This is a genomic window from Serratia sp. FDAARGOS_506, from assembly GCF_003812745.1.
Lineage (GTDB): Bacteria > Pseudomonadota > Gammaproteobacteria > Enterobacterales > Enterobacteriaceae > Serratia.
This window is the reverse complement of record NZ_CP033831.1, coordinates 83,904-102,414: the sequence shown is the minus strand read 5'-3', so window position 1 is coordinate 102,414 and position 18,511 is coordinate 83,904. Positions and strand designations below refer to the sequence as shown.

At 59.5% G+C, this 18,511-nt stretch carries 18 protein-coding genes; 9 read left to right on the top strand and 9 right to left on the bottom strand.

Features of this window, described 5'->3' with window-relative positions; translation table 11 throughout:
• Nucleotides 1-4 precede the first annotated feature (4 nt).
• Nucleotides 5-994 (bottom strand): L-glyceraldehyde 3-phosphate reductase, encoded by a 990-nt coding sequence (mgrA, locus tag EGY12_RS00795; protein WP_123892269.1) that lies wholly within the window; start codon nucleotides 992-994, stop codon nucleotides 5-7.
• A gap of 188 nt (nucleotides 995-1,182) precedes the next feature.
• On the opposite strand from mgrA, the gene EGY12_RS00790 reads away from it, so the two are divergent.
• Entirely contained in the window at nucleotides 1,183-2,844 is a 1,662-nt protein-coding gene (locus EGY12_RS00790; RefSeq protein ID WP_123892268.1) for an alpha-keto acid decarboxylase family protein, read from the top strand.
• On the opposite strand, the gene EGY12_RS00785 is transcribed toward EGY12_RS00790, so the two are convergent.
• A complete protein-coding gene (locus EGY12_RS00785) occupies nucleotides 2,841-3,710 on the bottom strand; it encodes a LysR family transcriptional regulator (RefSeq protein ID WP_123892267.1) in 870 nt (289 codons plus the stop codon). The genes EGY12_RS00790 and EGY12_RS00785 overlap by 4 nt on opposite strands.
• Before the next feature lie 98 nt (nucleotides 3,711-3,808).
• Here EGY12_RS00785 and EGY12_RS00780 point away from each other — a divergent pair, with 98 nt between their 5' ends.
• Nucleotides 3,809-4,261: a multidrug/biocide efflux PACE transporter gene (locus tag EGY12_RS00780; protein ID WP_038876577.1), complete on the top strand. Its 453-nt coding sequence runs from the start codon at nucleotides 3,809-3,811 to the stop codon at nucleotides 4,259-4,261.
• A gap of 66 nt (nucleotides 4,262-4,327) precedes the next feature.
• Nucleotides 4,328-5,020, top strand: coding sequence for an aspartate/glutamate racemase family protein (locus EGY12_RS00775; RefSeq protein ID WP_123895532.1), 693 nt, complete (start codon nucleotides 4,328-4,330; stop codon nucleotides 5,018-5,020).
• Here the strand turns inward: EGY12_RS00775 and EGY12_RS00770 are convergent.
• The gene (locus EGY12_RS00770; protein WP_123892266.1) at nucleotides 5,017-6,264 is read right to left on the bottom strand and encodes an ion channel protein; all 1,248 of its coding nucleotides are present in this window, start codon (nucleotides 6,262-6,264) and stop codon (nucleotides 5,017-5,019) included. The genes EGY12_RS00775 and EGY12_RS00770 overlap by 4 nt on opposite strands.
• 310 nt (nucleotides 6,265-6,574) lie before the next feature.
• Here EGY12_RS00770 and glk point away from each other — a divergent pair, with 310 nt between their 5' ends.
• A complete protein-coding gene (gene glk, locus EGY12_RS00765; RefSeq protein WP_123892265.1) occupies nucleotides 6,575-7,537 on the top strand; it encodes a glucokinase in 963 nt (320 codons plus the stop codon).
• Nucleotides 7,538-7,606: 69 nt separating this feature from the next.
• Here the strand turns inward: glk and EGY12_RS00760 are convergent, their stop codons facing one another.
• A complete protein-coding gene (locus EGY12_RS00760) occupies nucleotides 7,607-8,836 on the bottom strand; it encodes an OFA family MFS transporter (RefSeq protein ID WP_123892264.1) in 1,230 nt (409 codons plus the stop codon).
• Nucleotides 8,837-9,233: 397 nt separating this feature from the next.
• Between EGY12_RS00760 and EGY12_RS00755 the strand changes: the two genes are divergently transcribed.
• Nucleotides 9,234-9,566, top strand: coding sequence for a DUF2502 domain-containing protein (locus tag EGY12_RS00755; protein WP_019453817.1), 333 nt, complete (start codon nucleotides 9,234-9,236; stop codon nucleotides 9,564-9,566).
• 4 nt (nucleotides 9,567-9,570) lie between these two features.
• On the opposite strand, the gene EGY12_RS00750 is transcribed toward EGY12_RS00755, so the two are convergent.
• The 3 genes from EGY12_RS00750 to EGY12_RS00740 all read right to left on the bottom strand — a co-directional run bounded on the left by EGY12_RS00750 (nucleotide 9,571) and on the right by EGY12_RS00740 (nucleotide 13,337).
• Complete coding sequence (locus tag EGY12_RS00750; protein ID WP_123892263.1) at nucleotides 9,571-10,305, bottom strand: LytTR family DNA-binding domain-containing protein; 735 nt, start codon at nucleotides 10,303-10,305, stop codon at nucleotides 9,571-9,573.
• A complete protein-coding gene (locus tag EGY12_RS00745) occupies nucleotides 10,302-11,993 on the bottom strand; it encodes a sensor histidine kinase (RefSeq protein WP_025303750.1) in 1,692 nt (563 codons plus the stop codon). Before EGY12_RS00745 ends, EGY12_RS00750 begins: the two co-directional genes overlap by 4 nt.
• Nucleotides 11,994-12,092: 99 nt before the next feature.
• Entirely contained in the window at nucleotides 12,093-13,337 is a 1,245-nt protein-coding gene (locus EGY12_RS00740; RefSeq protein WP_123892262.1) for a DUF1479 domain-containing protein, read from the bottom strand.
• Nucleotides 13,338-13,505: 168 nt separating this feature from the next.
• Between EGY12_RS00740 and EGY12_RS00735 the strand changes: the two genes are divergently transcribed.
• The 3 genes from EGY12_RS00735 (at nucleotide 13,506) to EGY12_RS00725 (ending at nucleotide 16,030) form a co-directional block, all read left to right on the top strand.
• Entirely contained in the window at nucleotides 13,506-14,045 is a 540-nt protein-coding gene (locus tag EGY12_RS00735; protein WP_123892261.1) for a GNAT family N-acetyltransferase, read from the top strand.
• Nucleotides 14,046-14,164: 119 nt separating this feature from the next.
• Nucleotides 14,165-15,394 carry an alanine transaminase gene (alaC, locus tag EGY12_RS00730; protein ID WP_016926818.1) on the top strand — a complete coding sequence of 410 codons (1,230 nt, stop codon included), beginning with the start codon at nucleotides 14,165-14,167 and terminating at the stop codon, nucleotides 15,392-15,394.
• Between the two features lie 111 nt (nucleotides 15,395-15,505).
• Nucleotides 15,506-16,030 carry a cytochrome b gene (locus tag EGY12_RS00725; protein WP_123892260.1) on the top strand — a complete coding sequence of 175 codons (525 nt, stop codon included), beginning with the start codon at nucleotides 15,506-15,508 and terminating at the stop codon, nucleotides 16,028-16,030.
• Between the two features lie 66 nt (nucleotides 16,031-16,096).
• Here the strand turns inward: EGY12_RS00725 and ypdK are convergent, their stop codons facing one another.
• On the bottom strand, nucleotides 16,097-16,171 hold the full coding sequence (gene ypdK / locus EGY12_RS00720; protein ID WP_099782600.1) for a membrane protein YpdK: 75 nt from the start codon (nucleotides 16,169-16,171) through the stop codon (nucleotides 16,097-16,099).
• 399 nt (nucleotides 16,172-16,570) lie between these two features.
• Here ypdK and EGY12_RS00715 point away from each other — a divergent pair, with 399 nt between their 5' ends.
• Nucleotides 16,571-17,098 carry a DUF2778 domain-containing protein gene (locus EGY12_RS00715; RefSeq protein ID WP_123892259.1) on the top strand — a complete coding sequence of 176 codons (528 nt, stop codon included), beginning with the start codon at nucleotides 16,571-16,573 and terminating at the stop codon, nucleotides 17,096-17,098.
• A gap of 566 nt (nucleotides 17,099-17,664) precedes the next feature.
• On the opposite strand, the gene EGY12_RS00705 is transcribed toward EGY12_RS00715, so the two are convergent.
• Nucleotides 17,665-18,102, bottom strand: coding sequence for a hypothetical protein (locus EGY12_RS00705; RefSeq protein ID WP_123892257.1), 438 nt, complete (start codon nucleotides 18,100-18,102; stop codon nucleotides 17,665-17,667).
• Nucleotides 18,103-18,511: the final 409 nt, after the last annotated feature.

Below are 18,511 nucleotides of genomic sequence, written 5' to 3'. Positions count from 1 at the left end.
GCGGTTACAGTAGAATTTGCTCTATCTGCGCGAGCTCTTCTTCACTGAAATGACGATTGGCCAGCATGCCTACCGCGTCTTCTATCTGCGCATTCTTGCTGGCGCCGATCAGCACCGAAGTGACGCGATCGCCGCGCAGCACCCAGGCCAGCGCCATTTGCGACAGCTTCTGCCCGCGTTGCCGCGCCAGCGCATCGAGGCGGCGCACCTTGTCCAGCCGCTCCGCGGTCAGCTGCTCCGGCTGCAGGAAGCGGCTGCCGCTGGCGGCGCGGGAATCTTGCGGGATGCCGTGCAGGTAGCGGTCGGTCAGCAGGCCGCCCGCCAGCGGCGAGAAGGCGATCGACCCGACGCCATGCTCCGCCAGCGTCTCCAGCAGCGCCGTCTCCGGCCCGCGTTCGAACATCGAATATTTCGGCTGGTGGATCACGCATGGCGTGCCGAGCCGCTGCAGAATGTCGAACGCGTGTCGCGCGCGCTCGGCCGGGTAGTTGGACAGGCCGACATACAGCGCTTTGCCCTGGCGAACCAGCAGATCCAGCGCCGCCATGGTTTCTTCCAGCGGCGTGTCCGGATCCGGCCTGTGGTGATAAAAGACATCCACATACTCCAATCCCATGCGCTTTAGGCTCTGATCGAGGCTGGCGACCAGATACTTTTTTGAGCCCCAGTCGCCATAGGGGCCGGGCCACATGGTGTAGCCGGCTTTGGACGAGACGATCAGCTCGTCGCGCCAGGCCCGCAGATCGCCGTTGATAATGCGGCCAAAATTTTCCTCGGCGGCGCCGGGCGGTGGGCCGTAGTTGTTGGCCAGATCGAAATGGGTAATGCCGCGATCGAAGGCGCAACGGATTAGACCGCGGGCGTTGTCGTACAGCGTGGTGTCGCCGAAGTTGTGCCACAGCCCGAGTGAGACGGCGGGCAGCTTCAGCCCGCTGCGGCCGCAGCGCCGGTATTCCATATCTTGATAACGCGTAGGGGAGGCTTGGTAGGACATAGTTATCCTTATCGGCGAGAGGAGAAGTGCTTTAAGTGTATACGTTTTCACACCGCACTGGCGGGGGAGCGATCACAGCGCCGGCATGTAACGCCAGGTTGCCGATCGAGGCAGGAGCGTTTGTTCGAAATTTGAACGGCATCTTCGATACTTAATATAATCGCTTCAGTTGCAGACAGGTGATGATCATGACTCAGACCTATACGGTGGCCGACTATCTGCTCGATCGTCTGGCCCAAATCGGCATCCGTCATTTCTTCGGCGTGCCGGGGGATTACAACCTGCAATTCCTCGATCGCGTCCTCGCTCATCCACAAATCACCTGGGTAGGCTGCGCCAACGAGCTGAACGCCGCCTACGCCGCCGACGGCTACGCCCGCTGCAAACCGGCGGCGGCGTTGCTCACCACCTTTGGCGTCGGGGAGCTGAGCGCGTTGAATGGGGTGGCCGGCAGCTACGCCGAATACCTGCCGGTGATCCACGTGGTCGGCACACCGGCGCAGCGCGCTCAGCGCGCCGGTGATTTGCTGCATCATTCGCTGGGGGATGGCGACTTTACCCACTTCGCCCGGATAGCCAAAGAGGTGACCGTCGCGCAGGCCAACCTGACCGCCGACAACGCCGCCGTGGAGATAGACCGCCTGATCGGCGCCGCCTTGCTGGAGCACCGCCCGGTTTACCTGATGTTGCCCAGCGACGTTGCACAAGCGCCGTTGTCGGCCAAACCGGCGCCGCTGATGCTGCGTCAGGCCAAACTGTCGCGCAGCGCATTGCAGGCATTTATCGCTGCAGCGCGCGAAAAACTGCTGTCGGCGCGGCGGGTATCGCTGCTGGCGGACTTCCTTGCCGATCGCTTTGGCGCCGAAGCGGTGCTGGAGCAGTGGCTGCAGGAGGTCGATATCCCGCACGCTACGCTGCTGCTCGGCAAAGGCGTGCTGGATGAGAACCGAGCCGGGTTTGTCGGCACCTACTGCGGCGGCGCCAGCGATCCGGCGGTGAAACAGCTTATCGAAAACGCCGATGTGGTGATCAACGTCGGCGTGCGTTTGACCGACACCATCACTGCCGGTTTCACGCATCATTTGCCGGTGGAAAAATGTATCGACATTCAACCGTTCGAAGCCTGGGTCGGGCGGCAGCGCTTTAGCCGTATTCCGATGCGCGAGGCGGTGCAGGCGCTGCACCGTCTGAGCCTGTCGCTGGCGTCACGCTGGCCGTTGCCGCCGATCGCCCGCCCGACGCTGCCGGAAACCGATGGGGAAGGGCTGGATCAGCACGCCTTCTGGCGGCAGATACAGGATTTCCTGCGGCCCGGGGATATCGTGCTGGCCGATCAGGGCACCGCCTGTTTCGGCGCGGCGGGGCTGACGTTGCCGTATGGATGCCGCCTGATCGTGCAGGCGCTCTGGGGATCGATCGGCTATACCCTGCCGGCGACGTTCGGCGTACAGACCGCCGAACCGCAGCGGCGGGCAATATTGCTGATCGGCGACGGCGCCGCGCAACTGACCGTACAGGAACTGGGATCGATGCTGCGCGACGGGCTTAAGCCGGTGATCTTCGTGCTGAATAATCAGGGTTACACGATCGAGCGCGCCATCCACGGGCCGGAGCAAAGTTACAACGACATCGCGCGCTGGAACTGGACACAGCTGCCGCCGGCGCTGGCCGGCGAGCGGCCGGTGAAAGCGTTGCGGGTCAGCGATCCGGACGGACTGCGCCAGGCGCTGCGCGAGGTAGCGGACGACGATCGGCTGGCCTTCATCGAAGTGATGCTGCCGAAGATGGACATGCCGGAACTGCTCGATACCGTCTCACGCGCCATTCAGGCACGCAACGCCGCCGCTTAAGGCAGGGTATCGCCCAGCAGGTGCTCCAGCATCCAGAACCCCGCCGGGCCAGGCGGGGTCAGTTTGGACCAGACCGCATCCACCGAAATCAGTTTTGGCCAGCCGCGCGGCCGCAGCTGGGTGAGTTTGCCGTGGCCGTATTGTTGCACCAGCCAGTGCGGCAGTACCGCCCAACCGAACCCCTGTTCCGCCATCTCCAGCAACAGCAGATAGCTGGGCGCCGACCAGACCAGGCCACCCTGTCTGGCCGCTTCGGCGCCGGTGTAGGTATTCAGGATCAGCTGGCGAGTGCTGGACAGCTGCTCCGGCGTCGGCGCGGCGACCTGCGCCAGCGGATGCTGATGGGCGACGAACAGCCCCATTTCGGTCTGTTCAGGCAGCCGGGAGAAGGCGATATCCGGCGGATAACTTTTTTGCACCTCCACCATGCCCACATGCGCGCGGCCGCTTTGCAGCAGATCGATAACGTCGCCTTCCTCGGCGATCATCCATTCCAGCTCAATCTCCGGGTAGCGCTGTTCGAACAGCTGCATCAGCCTGTCGTGATGCTTGGGCTGGTAGGTATCGGAAAACACCATGCTCAGGCGCGGTTCAACCTCGCCCGCCAGCTGAATGCTCAGGGCATCGAGCCGTTCGCTGGCCGCGAGGATCGCCTGCACATGTCCCAGCACTTTGCGGCCGGCGGCGGTCAACACCGGCTGGCGCGCGCCGCGATCGAACAGCGTCAGCGCCAGGTCGGCTTCCAGATTGGCGATGGCGGTGCTGACGGTGGATTGGCTTTTGCGCAGCTTGCGCGCGGCAGCGGAAAACGAGCCGAGGGCGGCGGCTTCGACAAACGCATGCAGCGCTTCCGGAGAATAGTGCATAACCTATCTACTTTATCGATGGAATCTATTTTTAACCTACCCGAAAAAACGATGATAATCACCTGGCTTTCGCAACAACTGTTGAAAAAAGGTGATGTATGCAACTGCAAAACAAGTCTCTCATTGAACGTATCGTCCACGCCGTCGGTTTCGAGGCCATCGCCGTGATGGTTTGCGCCCCGCTGGGCGCGTGGCTGCTGAACCGCTCAATGGTGCAGGTCGGTGCGTTGGCGGTGATGCTCTCCACCGTCGCGATGCTGTGGAACATGGTTTACAACACGGTGTTCGACCGCCTGTGGCCGGTCGGCCGGGTGGTGCGTAACCTGAAAGTGCGTGCGCTGCACGCCGTCGGCTTTGAAGCCGGTTTTATCCTGATCGGCGTGCCGATCGCCGCCTGGATGCTGAGCATTTCCTGGGCGCAGGCATTTATGCTGGAAATCGGTTTCTTCCTGTTCTTCCTGCCGTACACCATGGCCTATAACTGGCTGTACGACACGCTGCGCCAGCGCTGGTTCGAAGCGCGCCAGCCGATCAATTCCGGCGCCAAATAAGGCGTCGTCAGCCCGGCGATTCTCAGGTAAGGTCAGAGGATCGTCGGAAATGCTGAGGAACGAATGATGAAAGTGTTGGGCTTGCTGGGTGGCATGAGCTGGGAATCCACCATTCCTTATTACCGCACCATCAACGAGCAGGTAAAGGCGCGCCTCGGCGGGCTGCACTCGGCAAAAATCGTGCTCTACAGCGTCGATTTTCAGGAGGTTGAACGCTTGCAGCACCAGGGCGATTGGGACGGCGCCGGTCGGCTGCTGGCCGCCGCCGCAGTGGCTTTGCGCGCCGCCGGCGCCGAAGCTGTCGTGATCTGCACCAACACCATGCACAAGGTGGCTGAGGCGGTCGAGCAGGCCAGCGGCCTGCCGTTGATCCACATCGCCGATGCCACGGCGCTGCAGGTGCGGGAAAAAAACATTCGCCGCGTCGGGCTGTTGGGCACGCGCTTTACCATGGAGCAGACCTTCTATCGCGGCCGCCTGCAGGAATTGCACGGCATCGACGTGGTGACGCCGGTCAGCGCCGATCGTGATATCGTCCACCGTATCATCTATGACGAACTGTGCCTGGGTAAAATTCGCGACGCCTCGCGCGACGAGTATCGCCGGATCATCAGCGATTTGGAGCAGCAGGGCGCGCAGGGGATTATTTTCGGCTGCACCGAGATAGGCTTGCTGGTGAGCGAGCGGGATGCGTCGGTGCCGGTGTTCGACACCACCGCGATCCACGCCCGCGCCGCCGCGGCGTTCGCGTTGGCCTAATCGTCGTGCGGCGGCTGCCGGCGATTCACCAGCATCAGCGGTTTGCCCGCCAGCGCCAGCCAGGCGGGCAGCATCACGATGCACAGCACCGGCAGCAGGTGCAGATCCGGCACCACCGCCACCGCCATGAACAGGCTGAGCCAGCCATCGCGCGTGACCACCAGCACCAGCCCCATGATGGCGCAGGAGACGGTGATCGCCGCCGGCACTGCGGGAACGTGCTGATGCAGCATCAGCCCCAGCGCCACGCCGACGAACACCGCCGGGAAGATACGCCCGCCGCGAAAGCCGCTGGCAGCGGCGATCACCAGCGCCGCCAGCTTGGTCAGGGTAATGGTCAACAGCGCCGGCACCGAATAGCCGTCGTCTTGCGCGAGGCGCTTCATTTCATCCAGCCCTTTGAACAGGGTAATCTCTCCACCCAGCAGCGCCAGCAGGCCCAGCACAAAGCCCCCCAGCCCTAACATCAACACCGGGTTCTTCATCGAATGGAACAGGCGGTGAACGTGCGGGAAGCACCACAGCGCCACCATGCCGAGCGCGATGGCGATCAGCGCCACGATGGCGCCGCTGAAGATGTCCGGCAGCCGCGTTACATCGTAGGCGTCGAGCTGCAGGGCGAAATTGGGCACGAAGAACATCTGGGTGGTGACCGCGCCGGCGGCGGCGGCCACCAGCGGGGCGAACAGCCGATCCCACAGCGGCGTTTCGTTATTGCCCGCCAGGGTTTGCGAGAAGATCAGCGCGGCGGCGACCGGTGTGCCGAACATCGCGCCGATGGTGCCCGCAGCCGCCAGGATGATCCAGTCCATGCGCGGCACCTTCGGCAGCAGGCGCGCACCGGCGGCCGCTACCAGCGCGATATTGATGGCGGTGATTGGGTTCTCCGGCCCCAGGCTGACGCCGCCGGCCAGGCCGACGATCAGCGCCAACCCCAGCCCCGGCAGGGCGGAGAGCGGCAGCGGCATGCCGATCAGCGATTCCGTCGCCGGATCCGGCCCGGCGTGGCCCGGCATATAGCGCACGATAAGGCCCACCGCCACGCCGGTCAGCGTCAGCATCGCGACCGGCCACCAGGGCGACTGGGCGTCCAGACTCAGCGTATTGGGCAGCGTCACCCACAGTAATTGTTGCAGCGCGGCGGCGACTTTCATCACCAACAACAGCACCAGACTGGAAGCGGAACCGATAATCAGCGCAGGCAAAGCAAAGGCCAACATGGCATTGGCGCGCGGATGCAGCATGGATAATCCCTTGTCGATGCCTCCATGCAGGGCAGGGAGTGCGGGTGGTTGGACAGTGGCCACAGCTTGCCAGACTATCGGCGAGCAGGCACGCATTGATATTGCCCGGCGTCGATGACGGTTAACAGTCGCCGGGGGGCGTTTTTTGCCGCAATTTGTTTCAAAGCGCGGCGTCGTGGGCAAGCTGAAACGTTTTTTGTGATCCGGATCGCTATTGGGGTGCAGATCCGAGGCGGGTGATTGTTGTTTTTGCAGCAGGATTTTACAGTGTGGGCAGCTTTTTATTTTTCATTTTGCGGAGACGAAATCAATGACCTATGCCCTCGTAGGTGATGTTGGCGGCACCAATGCCCGCCTGGCGTTGTGCACTGTTGCGACGGGTGAAATTACCCAGGCGAAAACCTATTCCGGCCTGGCATTCGACAGCCTGGAGGCGGTGATTCGCCAATACCTGAAAGAGTGCGATATCGAGGTGCAGGACGCCTGTATCGCGATCGCCTGCCCGGTGACCGAGGACTGGGTGGCGATGACCAACCACAGCTGGGCGTTCTCTATCAAAGAAATGAAGGCCAGCCTGGGGCTGAGTCACCTGGAGGTGATCAACGATTTCACCGCCGTATCGATGGCGATCCCAATGCTCTCGCCGGACGATGTGTTGCAGTTTGGCGGCGGCGATGCGCAACCTGGCAAACCGATCGCGGTGTACGGCGCCGGCACCGGACTGGGCGTTGCCCATCTGGTGCACGTCGATCGCCGCTGGGTCAGCCTGCCGGGTGAGGGCGGCCATGTCGATTTCGCACCGAACAGCGAAGAAGAGGACATCATTCTGGAGGTGCTGCGCGCGGAAGTGGGGCACGTTTCCGCCGAGCGCGTGCTGTCCGGGCCGGGCCTGGTCAACCTGTATCGCGCCATCGTCAAGGCGGACAACCGCCTGCCGGAGAAATGGGAACCGAAGGACATCACCGAGCGGGCGCTGGCAGACAGCTGCATCGACTGCCGCCGCGCGCTGTCGCTGTTTTGCGTGATCATGGGGCGCTTCGGCGGCAATCTGGCGCTGAATTTGGGCACCTTCGGCGGCGTGTACATCGCCGGCGGCATCGTGCCGCGCTTTATGGAGTTCTTCAAAGCCTCGGGCTTCCGTGCCGCCTTCGAAGACAAGGGGCGCTTCCGCGACTATGTGCGTGAAATTCCGGTGTTCATGATAACGCACGGCCAGCCGGGCCTGCTGGGGGCCGGCGCACACCTGCGCCAGACGCTGGGCATGCATCTGTAAACCCAGCGGCAGGGCGATAAAAAAGGGGCGCAACCCACAGGTTGCGCCCCTTGTCGTTTTCGCGGGGTATCAGGCTTTGGCCAGCTCCGCCGTCTGGGCGGTTTCTGCCGTTTCCGCTTCCACCGCCTTCGGCGCTTTGATGAACAGTGTAATCAGCAGAGAGGCGGCGGACAGAACGCCAATCACCATGAAGGTGGCGTGGAAGCCGCCGAAGTATTTGGCGACGAATGAACCGGCCAGCGCGCCCAGGCCGAAGCCCTGGTAAATGATGCCGTAGTTCTTGCTGTGGTTCTTCAGGCCGAAGAAGTCGCCGACAATCGCCGGGAACACGGTGATGTTGCCGCCGAAGCAGAAGGCCACCGCGCCGACGCAGATAAAGAACAGCGTGTGGTTCAGGGTCATGAAGCTCAGTGCGACAATCGCCAGCACGGTAACCAGCATGGTGAAGCTGATGACGCGCATACGGCCCACTTTATCGGACAGGGTGCCCAGGATGATGCGGCCGGCGGTGTTGAAGATGGCGACGGCAGACACGGTGTTGGCGGCGGTGGCCAAATCCATCCCGGCCAGTTGAACGCCCATGTCTTTCACGATGCCGATGAGGTACAGACCGCTCATGCAGGCAGCGAAGAAGATGGTGAACAGCAGATAGGCTTCTTTGGTGGCCAGCATCTGGCGCACGCTGAAGTCGTTGCCCAGGCCGTTGGCGCCTTGCTGCGCGGTGTTGGTCGCCAGCACCGGCTCTTTCAGCAGCAGGGAACCGACGACGATCAGGCCCATCACGATGGCGCCCCAGTAGAAGAAGGCGCCGGAAACGCCGACGTCGGCGATCAGGGCGGCGTTGACGTATTTGAACAGCAGGCTGCCGCTGCCGAAGGCGCCGACGGAGATACCGGAAATGAGGCCTTTGTTGGCCGGGAACCATTTAATCAGGTTGGACAGGGTGGAGATGTAGGCGATGCCGACCGCAAAACCCACCACCACGCCGGCCAGCAGGTAGATCATGTCGAGTGAGCTGACGTGAGCGCTGGCGATAAGGCCCAGGCCGACCAGAATGCCGGAACACAGCGTCAGGTTGCGGATGCCGAAGCGCTCTTGCAGCTTGCCGGCGAACAGGGTGGCGAAGGCCAGGAAGAAGCTGGTGATGGAGAAGGTGGTGGCGACGTCCGCCAGTCCCCAGTGGAACTTGTCGACCAGCGGCTGGTTGAACAGGCTCCAGGTGTAGATGGTGCCCAGGCCCATCTGACAGATGATGGTGCCGAGAACGATTAAGCTGCGATTTGCCGGTTTGGTGTTCATGGCCGGTCTCCTTCCTGTGTGTGCGTTGCCGGGCGTGAGCCGCTGGCTGAAATTTGCGGGGTGAATCTGTGTTCCCGCGGTATGGGCTTATTATATGGCCGGCCCCCCCGGCGGGCGGCGGATCGGGAATGAGTTGCACGGCGGAAGGAATGAAATGCATGTTATGCGGCGTGAGTTGCCGTTTTTGCACCGAAAAGCGCGTGAAATGCCGTGGGGGACACGTGATCTACATCAAAGATATCAACGATTTATTGTTAACTGCCGGTGAATGATTGTGGTGAAATTGTGAAGGATGCGTCTGAAAGGCGTAAATCGGCCTTGCACCTATAGAGCGGCGATGAGCGCGGGACTATGTTATCTGCGATCGGACGAGGTCCGCTCTGCAGGAGTCCATGAAATGAAAAAAACGCTGTTGTTATTGGCCGCGCTGCTGGCGCTGCCGTTGGCGAGCCAGGCCGACGTGTCCATCGGCGTGAACGTGCCGGGCCTGTCGTTGCATATCGGCGATCGCGACAATCGCGGCCACTACTGGGACGGCTATCGCTGGCGCGATCCGCGCTGGTGGGCCGATCACCACCGGTATGAACGCCCGCGCGGGTACTATTATGGCCCGCCGCCACGCGTGATTTACTACGGGCCGCCGCCGCGCGACTGGCGCGACCGGCCGCATTACCGCATGCCACCGCCACCGCCGCCCGGCTATTACTACCGTCCGGGCCCGCGCTGGTAAGCGATTACAGGCGCATCAGCTGGCGAAACTCTTTCACCTTGCTGCGGCTGACCGGTACTTCAAATTCAAGATCGCTCAGCCGCAGAATGTAGGTATTGTTGAACCAGGGCACGATCTCGCGGATCTTCGACAGGTTAACGCAGTAAGAGCGGTGGCAGCGGAAAAAATGTTCTTCCGGCAGCCGGCCGTAAAACTCGGTGATATTCATCGGCATCACGAACTCTTCCCGGCGGGTATAGACCCGCGTCACCTTTTCATCGGCGGCGGCGTAATAGATGTCGTTGATGTCGGTAACGATGATCCGCTCGTCTTTGATCAGGTTGATGCTGTGGCTACCGCGATTCGGTGCGCTGGTCGGCTCCGTCGCGCCGGCGGGGCGCTGGTGCAGCGCCTCCAGCTTTTGCAGCATGGTGACGATGCGCGCCTCGTGATAGGGCTTGAGGATGTAGTCGAACGCCTCGATTTCGAACGCTTCCACCGCGTGCTCTTTATAGGCGGTGATGAACACGATCGACGGGCGGTGCGCGAACTTGCTGATGTTTTGCGCCAGCAGCACGCCGTCCAGCGACGGGATGTTGATGTCGAGGAAAATGGCGTCGACCTGGTGGGTTTGCAGGTATTTCAGAACGTCGAGACCGTCCTCGAAGGTGGCGACGATATCGATATTGCTGTGCTTCTTGATCAGGTAACTGAGTTCTTCCTGCGCGAGGAATTCGTCTTCCACGATGATGGCTTTCATGAGGCCTCCCCGACCGGCGGCGCGCTCGGTTCCTGATGCAGCTTGCCGCCGTTTTTGCTGATGTAGAACGCGATTTCGGTGCCTGGCTCCAGGCGGCGGATATGCAGCCCTTCACCGTACAGCAGCGACACGCGGTGGTGCACGTTGAGCAGGCCGATATTGTGGCCCGGCATCTCGTTGCGCGCCACCCGGTCGATGGTTTCCTGGTTGATGCCGTGGCCGGTATCCTTCACCGAAATCTTCACCCGATCGCCCTGATCTTTCACCGCGATCACCACCACCCCTTTACCCTTGCAGGGCTGAATGCCGTGCACGATGGCGTTCTCCACCAGCGGCTGGATCAGCAGGCTGGGAATGCGCACCGAGACGTCGTCGTCGATGTCGTAAATCACCGTCAGCTTGGCGCCGAAACGCGCCTGTTCAATGGCGATATAGTCCTGAATCTGATGCAGCTCCTTGCGGATATCGATCAGTTCGTCGTTCAGTTCCAGGTTGTAGCGCAGGTAGCGCGACAGGTTAATGATCAGCTGGCGCGCGGTGTCCGGATTCAGGCGGATAGAGGAAGAGATGGCGTTCAGCGCGTTGAACAGGAAGTGCGGGTTAATCTTGCTCTGCAGCGCGCGCATTTCGGCCTTGTCCGCCATCTGGCGCAGGTGCTCGATGCGGGACACCTCCATCTGCGTGGAGATGATTTGCGACAGCCCGACCGCCATCACCTTCAGCGTGTTGGTGATTTGGTGGGCGTGGCAGTAGTAGATTTTCAGCGCGCCGGTCACTTCGCCTTTTTCCCACAGCGGCACCACCAGCTGCGAATGGATCTGCGGCGCCGCCGGGTTTTCCAGGTTGTTCTTGATGATGATTTTGCCGTGGCGAATGCTTTCGCGGGTGACGCGGCTCAGCCCTTCGCGGCCGATCGGATAGGCTTCGCGCCCGACGCCCACGTAGGCCAGCACCTGATGAGTATCGGTGATCGCTACCGCGTCAGCGCGGATGTCCTGGCGGATGATATCGCAGATGGTGGCCAGCGATTCGCTGTTGATGTTGCGGAAATAGGGCAGCGTCTTGTGGGCGATATCCAGCGCCAGCTTGGCCTGGCGCGCGGCGATCACCTCTTTTTCATCCTCGACGCTCTGCACCAGCAGCACGATCAGGCCGATGCACACCGTGCCGAGGATCATCGGCAGGGCAATCTGCGACACGATGTCCAACCCGAGCTCGGTCGGCTTGGCCCACAGCACGATCAACAGCATGGTGAGAGATTCGCACAGCATGCCGCCGACGATGCCGGCGCGCCAGCGCTGCTCTTTTTTCACCTTGAGATTGATGTAACCGGCGCTGATGCCGGCGATGATGCTGGTGATAAGACAAGGCACCGACGTGATGCCGCCGATATCGATCAGATAACGGTGCACCCCGGCGATGATGCCGGTGACGATCCCCACCCAGGGGCCGAACAGGATGCCGCCGGCCATGATGGCGATGACGCGCACGTTGACCAGCGACCCTTCGACGTTGATGCCGGAGTAGGTGCTGAACAGCGCGAACAGCGAGAAGATTGCCGTGACGATGCCGAGCTCGAGCGGCGTATGGTCTTCTTTTTGCAGCAGTTGGCGGAACAGCCGGGTGCGGGTCAGGAAAAACAGACAGATCAACATCAGCGCGGCGCGATCAAACACCGCCAACAGCATTTCAAAAAAAGGGTGCACGACGGGTTCTCGCTGCGGCCTACGGATGGCGGCAGTATACCACAGCGAAAGGGGCCCGTGGCGCGCGCCACGGGCGGGAGATCAGGCCATGCCGAGCTGCGCTTTGCCCAGCGGCGTCAGCAGGTCGGCGGTGGCGCGGCCGTCGAAATCCACCTCGAAGTCGTCGGGGGCGAAGTCCGGCGGCGTTCTGCCGTCGATAAAGCTCGGCAGCTGGCGCTGCAGATAGGCGTCGTTTTTCTCGCAGCCCGGTGCGGCGGCGATGTACATCACGTTGCTGTCGAACTCGCCGTTATGCTCGTTTTCCACCGCGTGGATCACGTCGCAGTGCCAAAAGACCGTGTCGCCCGGCTCCAGATCGGGAATAGGGGAAATTCCACTCAATAAAAGGGGATGCCACTTTTCCGAGATCGAGAGCGCACGGCCCGGTGCCGCATCGCACAAATCGTCGTCGGCGACGTCGTCCTGCAGCGCGCGCAGCAGCACATAGGCCATGGCGTTGGCGATCGGCACCAGATTCAGCGTGCCGGCGTTGGTGCGCTGCGGCGTCAGCGCCGTCCAGCCCTGGAAGGTGCGGAACATCGAGCACACTGCTGGGGAGGCAATCTCGCGCACCTCGGTGCGGCCGTCGGCGGCGAAGGGATCGTACTGCTGCCAGTCGCCGGAGAAAACGTGGCGATACACATAGCGGAAGTTTTCGTCCAGCCAGCGCTCGATGGTGCCGCTGTCGACGTGCGGCGACAGGCCCAGCGACGAGGAGTTCGGCGGGCGGCGGCGGGTGCGATCGGCGTAGGTGGCGACGCGGGTCGGATCGAAATGCTGTTTGCCGTTGCTCTCGGTGGCCCACAGGCTGTTGAGGAACACCTGCACCGCACGCATGCGCGCATCCTGCCGCGCTTCAACCTGCGGTTTTGACCAATAGATGCCGTAGATCTGCGGTTTGCTGGCGGCCAGCTTGCCGAAATAGTTGTCTTCGGCGGCGTTTTTCAACCGCTCGACGAAGTTATTGCGCTCAAGGTAGTCGCCGATTTCCCGGTTCCAGCCCTCGGCCTTGGCGCGGGGAAACACGCCGCGAATGGCGCAGGCGCCGCGCTGTTTGATCAGCGCTATCTGCTGCTCGCTGACGCGCTGCTGCAGGATATCTTCCGCGTCGATCTGCGGTACCGGATTGTGGCCGGCGGCCAGCTCGCGGCGGATCTGTTCGACCTGGCCGCGGATGTTCTCTTCCAGTGCCAGAAATACGTCGCGGTAGTTCGGCAATGCCTGGCGCAGCTGGCGTTTGACGTTAACGATCGTCTGCGGAATATCGTCGATGACTAAAGAGGCCATGGTGTTCTCCTCGTGCCGCATGAGTGACTGCGGCGAGCGGTTGTAGGGAATCGGGCAAGACGTTATGGTTTTGTGGTTTTAACGTGAATGATTATCGGCAACCAATCGGGGAAAATAAAGAGATATCTTTCATTCGTAAGTTCCTCTTTTTCGTTTTTCGGAGATTTTATGAAGCTGGTCACTGAACGTCTGAGCTTACGGTCGATAACCGCCGAGGATTGGCCGCTGTTTTTGCGCCTGTACCAAGATCCCGAAGTGATCCGTTACATCTCCGATCCGCGCAGCGAAGCGGAGATCCGCGCTCGGTTCGAGGAGCGGCTGCCGGCCTGGGACAAATACGGCGAGCAGTGGCTGTGCCTGGTGATGCGTGAGAAGCACAGCGGAGAGGCGGTGGGCATTACCGGTTTTCGCCCGCAGTGGTTGCCGTATCGGCAGGCGGAAGTGGGATACGGAAGTTTGCCTTCCGGGCAGGGTAAGGGCTATGGCAAGGAGTCGCTGCGGGCGGTGCTGGATTTTGCGGTGAACGCCTGCGGCTTTCACAAGCTGACCGCCACCGTGACCGCGGGCAATCTTGCTTCGCGCGGCCTGCTGGAATCGTGCGGCTTTCAGTTGGAAGGCACACTGCGCGACAACTACCGTCTGGCGGGGCAGTGGTGCGACGACTGGCTGTTCGGGCTGCTGGCGGCGGAGTTTCAGGGCGGCAAATAAAAATATCGCGCCGGGTATCGACAAGCTCGTCGGCGCTGCGCTATGTTCGATATTCGGTCAGTTTGCTGGCCAGCGTCGCTCGGACGGTCCGGGCGCTAACGTCTATCGAGGAATCCCCTATGGCTGATAACAGTCCACAGCGCCGTTTCACGCGCATTGAACGCCTTCCCCCCTACGTATTCAACATCACCGCCGAACTGAAGATGGCCGCACGCCGTCGCGGCGAGGATATTATCGATTTCAGCATGGGTAACCCCGATGGCCCGACGCCGCCGCACATCGTGGAAAAACTGTGCGCCGTCGCCCAGCGCGACGATACTCACGGCTACTCCACCTCGCGCGGCATTCCGCGCCTGCGCCGTGCCATTTCGCGCTGGTATGCCGATCGTTATCAGGTGGATATCGATCCGGAGAGCGAAGCCATCGTCACTATCGGTTCGAAAGAGGGGCTGGCACACCTGATGCTGGCGACCCTCGATCACGGCGATACCGTGTTGGTGCCGAATCCCAGCTATCCTATCCATATTTACGGCGCGGTGATCGCCGGCGCCCAGGTGCGTTCGGTGCCGCTGGTAGACGGCGTGGATTTCTTCGGCGAGCTGGAGCGCGCCATTCGGGAAACCATTCCTCGCCCGAAAATGATGATCCTCGGTTTCCCGTCCAACCCGACCGCGCAGTGCGTGGAGCTGGATTTCTTCGAGCGGGTGGTGGCGCTGGCCAAGCAGTATAACGTGCTGGTGATCCACGATCTGGCCTATGCCGATATCGTCTATGACGGCTGGAAAGCGCCGTCGATCATGCAGGTGCCGGGGGCGAAAGACATTGCGGTGGAGTTCTTCACCCTGTCGAAAAGCTACAACATGGCCGGCTGGCGCATCGGTTTCATGGTCGGTAACCCTGAACTGGTCAGCGCGCTGGCGCGCATCAAGAGTTATCACGACTACGGTACCTTTACGCCGCTGCAGGTGGCGGCCATCGCCGCGCTGGAAGGCGATCAGCAGTGCGTGCGCGATATCGCCGAGCAGTATCGGCAGCGCCGCAACGTGTTGGTGAAGGGGCTGCACGAGGCTGGCTGGATGGTGGAAAATCCGAAGGCGTCGATGTACGTGTGGGCGAAAATTCCCGAACCTTATGCTCACCTCGGCTCGCTGGAGTTCGCCAAACGCCTGCTGGCGGAAGCCAAGGTCTGCGTCTCGCCAGGCATCGGTTTCGGCGACTACGGCGATACCCACGTGCGCTTCGCGCTGATCGAGAACCAGGATCGTATCCGCCAGGCGGTGCGCGGCATCAAGGCGATGTTCCGCGCGGACGGGCTGTTGAAGCCGGGCAAAGCCGGCAGCGCCAAATAACCCTGTCAGGCCGGGCTTTCACCCGGCCTTATTTTTTCCATCCCAAGGTTTTCTTCATTATTTCCCCATTATGCTCAACTACGCTGAATTTTATTTTTTTGGATAGAGTGTATGAGCAACCGCTACGCGCGATCGCAAATCGTTTTACATTGGCTGACGCTGCTGATGGTGATCCTCACCTATGCGGCGATGTTGCTGAAAGATTCGGTGCCGGAAGATTGGATGCCGATGGTCAAAAATCTGCACTTTAACTTTGGGGTATCAGTATTCGCCTTGATGCTGATTCGGCTGGCGGTGCGTTCTTTCCACGCAACGCCGCCGACCACGCCACCGCTGGAGGAATGGCAGGAGATAGGCGCCAAGATCTTCCATTGGCTGCTGTACGTGGTCTTCCTGATGTTGCCGTTGCTGGGCATGTTGACACTGGCCTACGGCGGGAAATCGTGGTCTTTGCTGGGCTGGCCGGTGCCACAGTGGGTGACGCCGGATCCGGTGATGCGCAAGCTGGTCAAAACGGTTCATGAGACGCTGGCAAACATCGGCTATTTTATCATTGGGGCGCATGCGCTGGCGGCGCTGTATCATCACTACCTGCGTAAGGACGACACCCTGCGGCGCATGATGCCGGGCAAATGAGCATAAGCAGAAACGACAAAGGGACGCTTGCGCGTCCCTTTGGCTGTGTTCCTGGTCAGGCTGCTGTCAGGCAACCATCAACATGAAGGTGCCAACCCAGGCAACCAGCATGAATGACACGCCCATCAAAAAATATTTCACTGAACAACTCCTGTCTGGAGTCCTCGCCAGCAATGATCCCGATTGTTGTGCTGAGTATTTTATGGGCAACCTGCTTGTCGGGCGGGTTCTTCCAAGCGAAAGAACAACGGCCTCGAGCGCGGGTTGTCCGGTTGTCGCGCCTCATGCTCCGTGAGGTAAAATCCGAACCGCGACAGGATCGGCGCTAATGTACTCTCAATACCGGTCTGATTTCAATACTGTGTTTTTGATCACAATTTTTGACTGTTTTTTGCACAGCATGGACTGTTTTATAACGCTTTTTAAGTCGGGATAGGCCAACTTTCTGACCCACGATAGCCGCAGGTATTCTTTTTCGGTAGATGATTTTTGGGTTAGTGTGAATTTTATACTAATGAACGGTAAAAAGGAGTTTTACCTATGCCGCTACATGGAGAGTTTATCGTTAATGATGCTCAGTTCTCCCCTTTACTCATATACGGTGTTGGCACTTTTCTGGCTTACTCGGGCAATGGAATATATCGTAACCAAGCCGGTTGCGTGGCTGTTCCTGACAATGGCCCAATCCCTCAGGGCCGTTATCACATCGTCAACAGGCTAACGGGCGGCTGGAAAGGAATGTTGAGAACCGATCTTCATGATTTCTATTCGTGGCCGACATCGACACCGGTTATCAAATATGAGTGGTTTGCCCTCTATCGTGAAGATGGGAAAATCGACGACTATACATGGGTCAATGGGGTAAAACGGGGAAATTTCCGTTTGCATCCATCAGGTCCTTTAGGTATTTCTTTGGGCTGTATTACATTGCAGCATCGGACTGACTTTTTAGCTATTCGTCAGGCATTAGTCTCTACCCGGCCAGTCAGGTTAGTTAACGGCCTGATGTCTTATGGAACGATTGAGGTCATTCTTAATGGAAAGCAGACGTGTCCCAATAGGGATTAAACTTCTGATAGGGGCTGGCATTTATATACTGACATTTTTGCTTGCGAGGCCTTCAGACCCCTCGACTCAGGGGGAGCGTGCATTTTGGATAAAAGCAGCAAACTTGTTCGGTGAACGCGATATTGAGGGGTTTGTAGGTATAGCGCTACTTATCGGTTGCTTGGTTATTACGCTTATAGTCAGCCCGGTAATCATTCGTGTTATTGAAAGAAGGCTTAAGGTTAATTGATAACTAACTGATATTAAATAGTATTTTTATGTTGGGTCTTTAGGCCTACACGGGGTTTTGTTTTATCGCCCATGGCTGATATCACTCAGTCATGGGCTACGTTAAGCGTTAGGTATTGCAATGTAGTGGCGGGCGCTCAAGCGACGGCGTTGATGCCGGTCACCAAAATGGCCCAAAAAACGAGACAAGACAGCAGAATAACGGCCCAGATATGACGGCGACTCCACTCCATTTTTAGCCTTCGTTGTTGCGACAGGTGATTAGGTAACGATCATATCGGCGCACAATGGGGAAAATTTAGCCCCATCGGATAATATTTCGCTTACTTGCCGCTAACTTATTGGCAAACTTCGCTTATTGTCACGCGCACTTCGTAGCCCAGCAGATACAGCGCCTGCTCCAACGCTTCAACCTTCGAGGCGTAGCCGATATCCAGCAACCGCTCCATTTGCCCACCATTGAATCCCAGCTTGCGCGCCAGCTCCGCTTTGCCGGTGTTTTTGCGCAGCATGGCATTGTGCAGTTCGATCTTCAGCGCCACCAGCACCGGCAGGTGTACCCTCAGGTCATCGGTTTGCAGAGGGGAAGGGGCAGGCAGGGGCAACCCTTCGTCCATCGCGGCGGCGATGGCGGCCAGCAGGCTTTCCTGTGCTTCCAGCTCAATGTCTTCGCGTTTATAGCAGGCGGCTTGCCATTCGGGGAAGTCGTGAAAACCGATCTGCCAGGCGTCGCTGTCGCTATCGAAGGTGTAATGGGCGGGGTAGTGGCTGAACATGGCGATCCCTGATTGAAACCTGAATGAGGCGCTATTGTGACGGCATGCCCGGGAGATAGCCAGCATGAACATGACCGCGTAGTGATTTAAATCTGATGACATAATTATTAGCAGGCAAATTTAATTCCTTTGTGAGCAATATTCTTATTATTTTTTCCAAGAAAACAGATTATTTAATTAGGCGTTTGGATTAATATCCCTGTTGACTGGTGATAATGAGAATTATAATCAAATATCACGCCGGTTTTTATACAATTTCACACGGAAGGGTGAAGATAAGAATATTGGTTAAGTAAAACAATTATGTGGTTGATTTATAATATTTTAATTTTTGTTATTTCACTTGTTAACAGTTGTGAAATTCCATTTTCAGGCAGATATCACCTGGCTGCGGTATTCATCGGCAGAT

What these genes read in the sequence shown, in the direction of transcription:
- mgrA (WP_123892269.1), bottom strand. Translation starts at nt 994, where the DNA reads ATGTCCTACCAAGCCTCCCCTACGCGTTATCAAGATATGGAATACCGG.
- EGY12_RS00790 (WP_123892268.1), top strand. Translation starts at nt 1,183, where the DNA reads ATGACTCAGACCTATACGGTGGCCGACTATCTGCTCGATCGTCTGGCC.
- EGY12_RS00785 (WP_123892267.1), bottom strand. Translation starts at nt 3,710, where the DNA reads ATGCACTATTCTCCGGAAGCGCTGCATGCGTTTGTCGAAGCCGCCGCC.
- EGY12_RS00780 (WP_038876577.1), top strand. Translation starts at nt 3,809, where the DNA reads ATGCAACTGCAAAACAAGTCTCTCATTGAACGTATCGTCCACGCCGTC.
- EGY12_RS00775 (WP_123895532.1), top strand. Translation starts at nt 4,328, where the DNA reads ATGAAAGTGTTGGGCTTGCTGGGTGGCATGAGCTGGGAATCCACCATT.
- EGY12_RS00770 (WP_123892266.1), bottom strand. Translation starts at nt 6,264, where the DNA reads ATGCTGCATCCGCGCGCCAATGCCATGTTGGCCTTTGCTTTGCCTGCG.
- glk (WP_123892265.1), top strand. Translation starts at nt 6,575, where the DNA reads ATGACCTATGCCCTCGTAGGTGATGTTGGCGGCACCAATGCCCGCCTG.
- EGY12_RS00760 (WP_123892264.1), bottom strand. Translation starts at nt 8,836, where the DNA reads ATGAACACCAAACCGGCAAATCGCAGCTTAATCGTTCTCGGCACCATC.
- EGY12_RS00755 (WP_019453817.1), top strand. Translation starts at nt 9,234, where the DNA reads ATGAAAAAAACGCTGTTGTTATTGGCCGCGCTGCTGGCGCTGCCGTTG.
- EGY12_RS00750 (WP_123892263.1), bottom strand. Translation starts at nt 10,305, where the DNA reads ATGAAAGCCATCATCGTGGAAGACGAATTCCTCGCGCAGGAAGAACTC.
- EGY12_RS00745 (WP_025303750.1), bottom strand. Translation starts at nt 11,993, where the DNA reads ATGCTGTTGGCGGTGTTTGATCGCGCCGCGCTGATGTTGATCTGTCTG.
- EGY12_RS00740 (WP_123892262.1), bottom strand. Translation starts at nt 13,337, where the DNA reads ATGGCCTCTTTAGTCATCGACGATATTCCGCAGACGATCGTTAACGTC.
- EGY12_RS00735 (WP_123892261.1), top strand. Translation starts at nt 13,506, where the DNA reads ATGAAGCTGGTCACTGAACGTCTGAGCTTACGGTCGATAACCGCCGAG.
- alaC (WP_016926818.1), top strand. Translation starts at nt 14,165, where the DNA reads ATGGCTGATAACAGTCCACAGCGCCGTTTCACGCGCATTGAACGCCTT.
- EGY12_RS00725 (WP_123892260.1), top strand. Translation starts at nt 15,506, where the DNA reads ATGAGCAACCGCTACGCGCGATCGCAAATCGTTTTACATTGGCTGACG.
- EGY12_RS00715 (WP_123892259.1), top strand. Translation starts at nt 16,571, where the DNA reads ATGCCGCTACATGGAGAGTTTATCGTTAATGATGCTCAGTTCTCCCCT.
- EGY12_RS00705 (WP_123892257.1), bottom strand. Translation starts at nt 18,102, where the DNA reads ATGTTCAGCCACTACCCCGCCCATTACACCTTCGATAGCGACAGCGAC.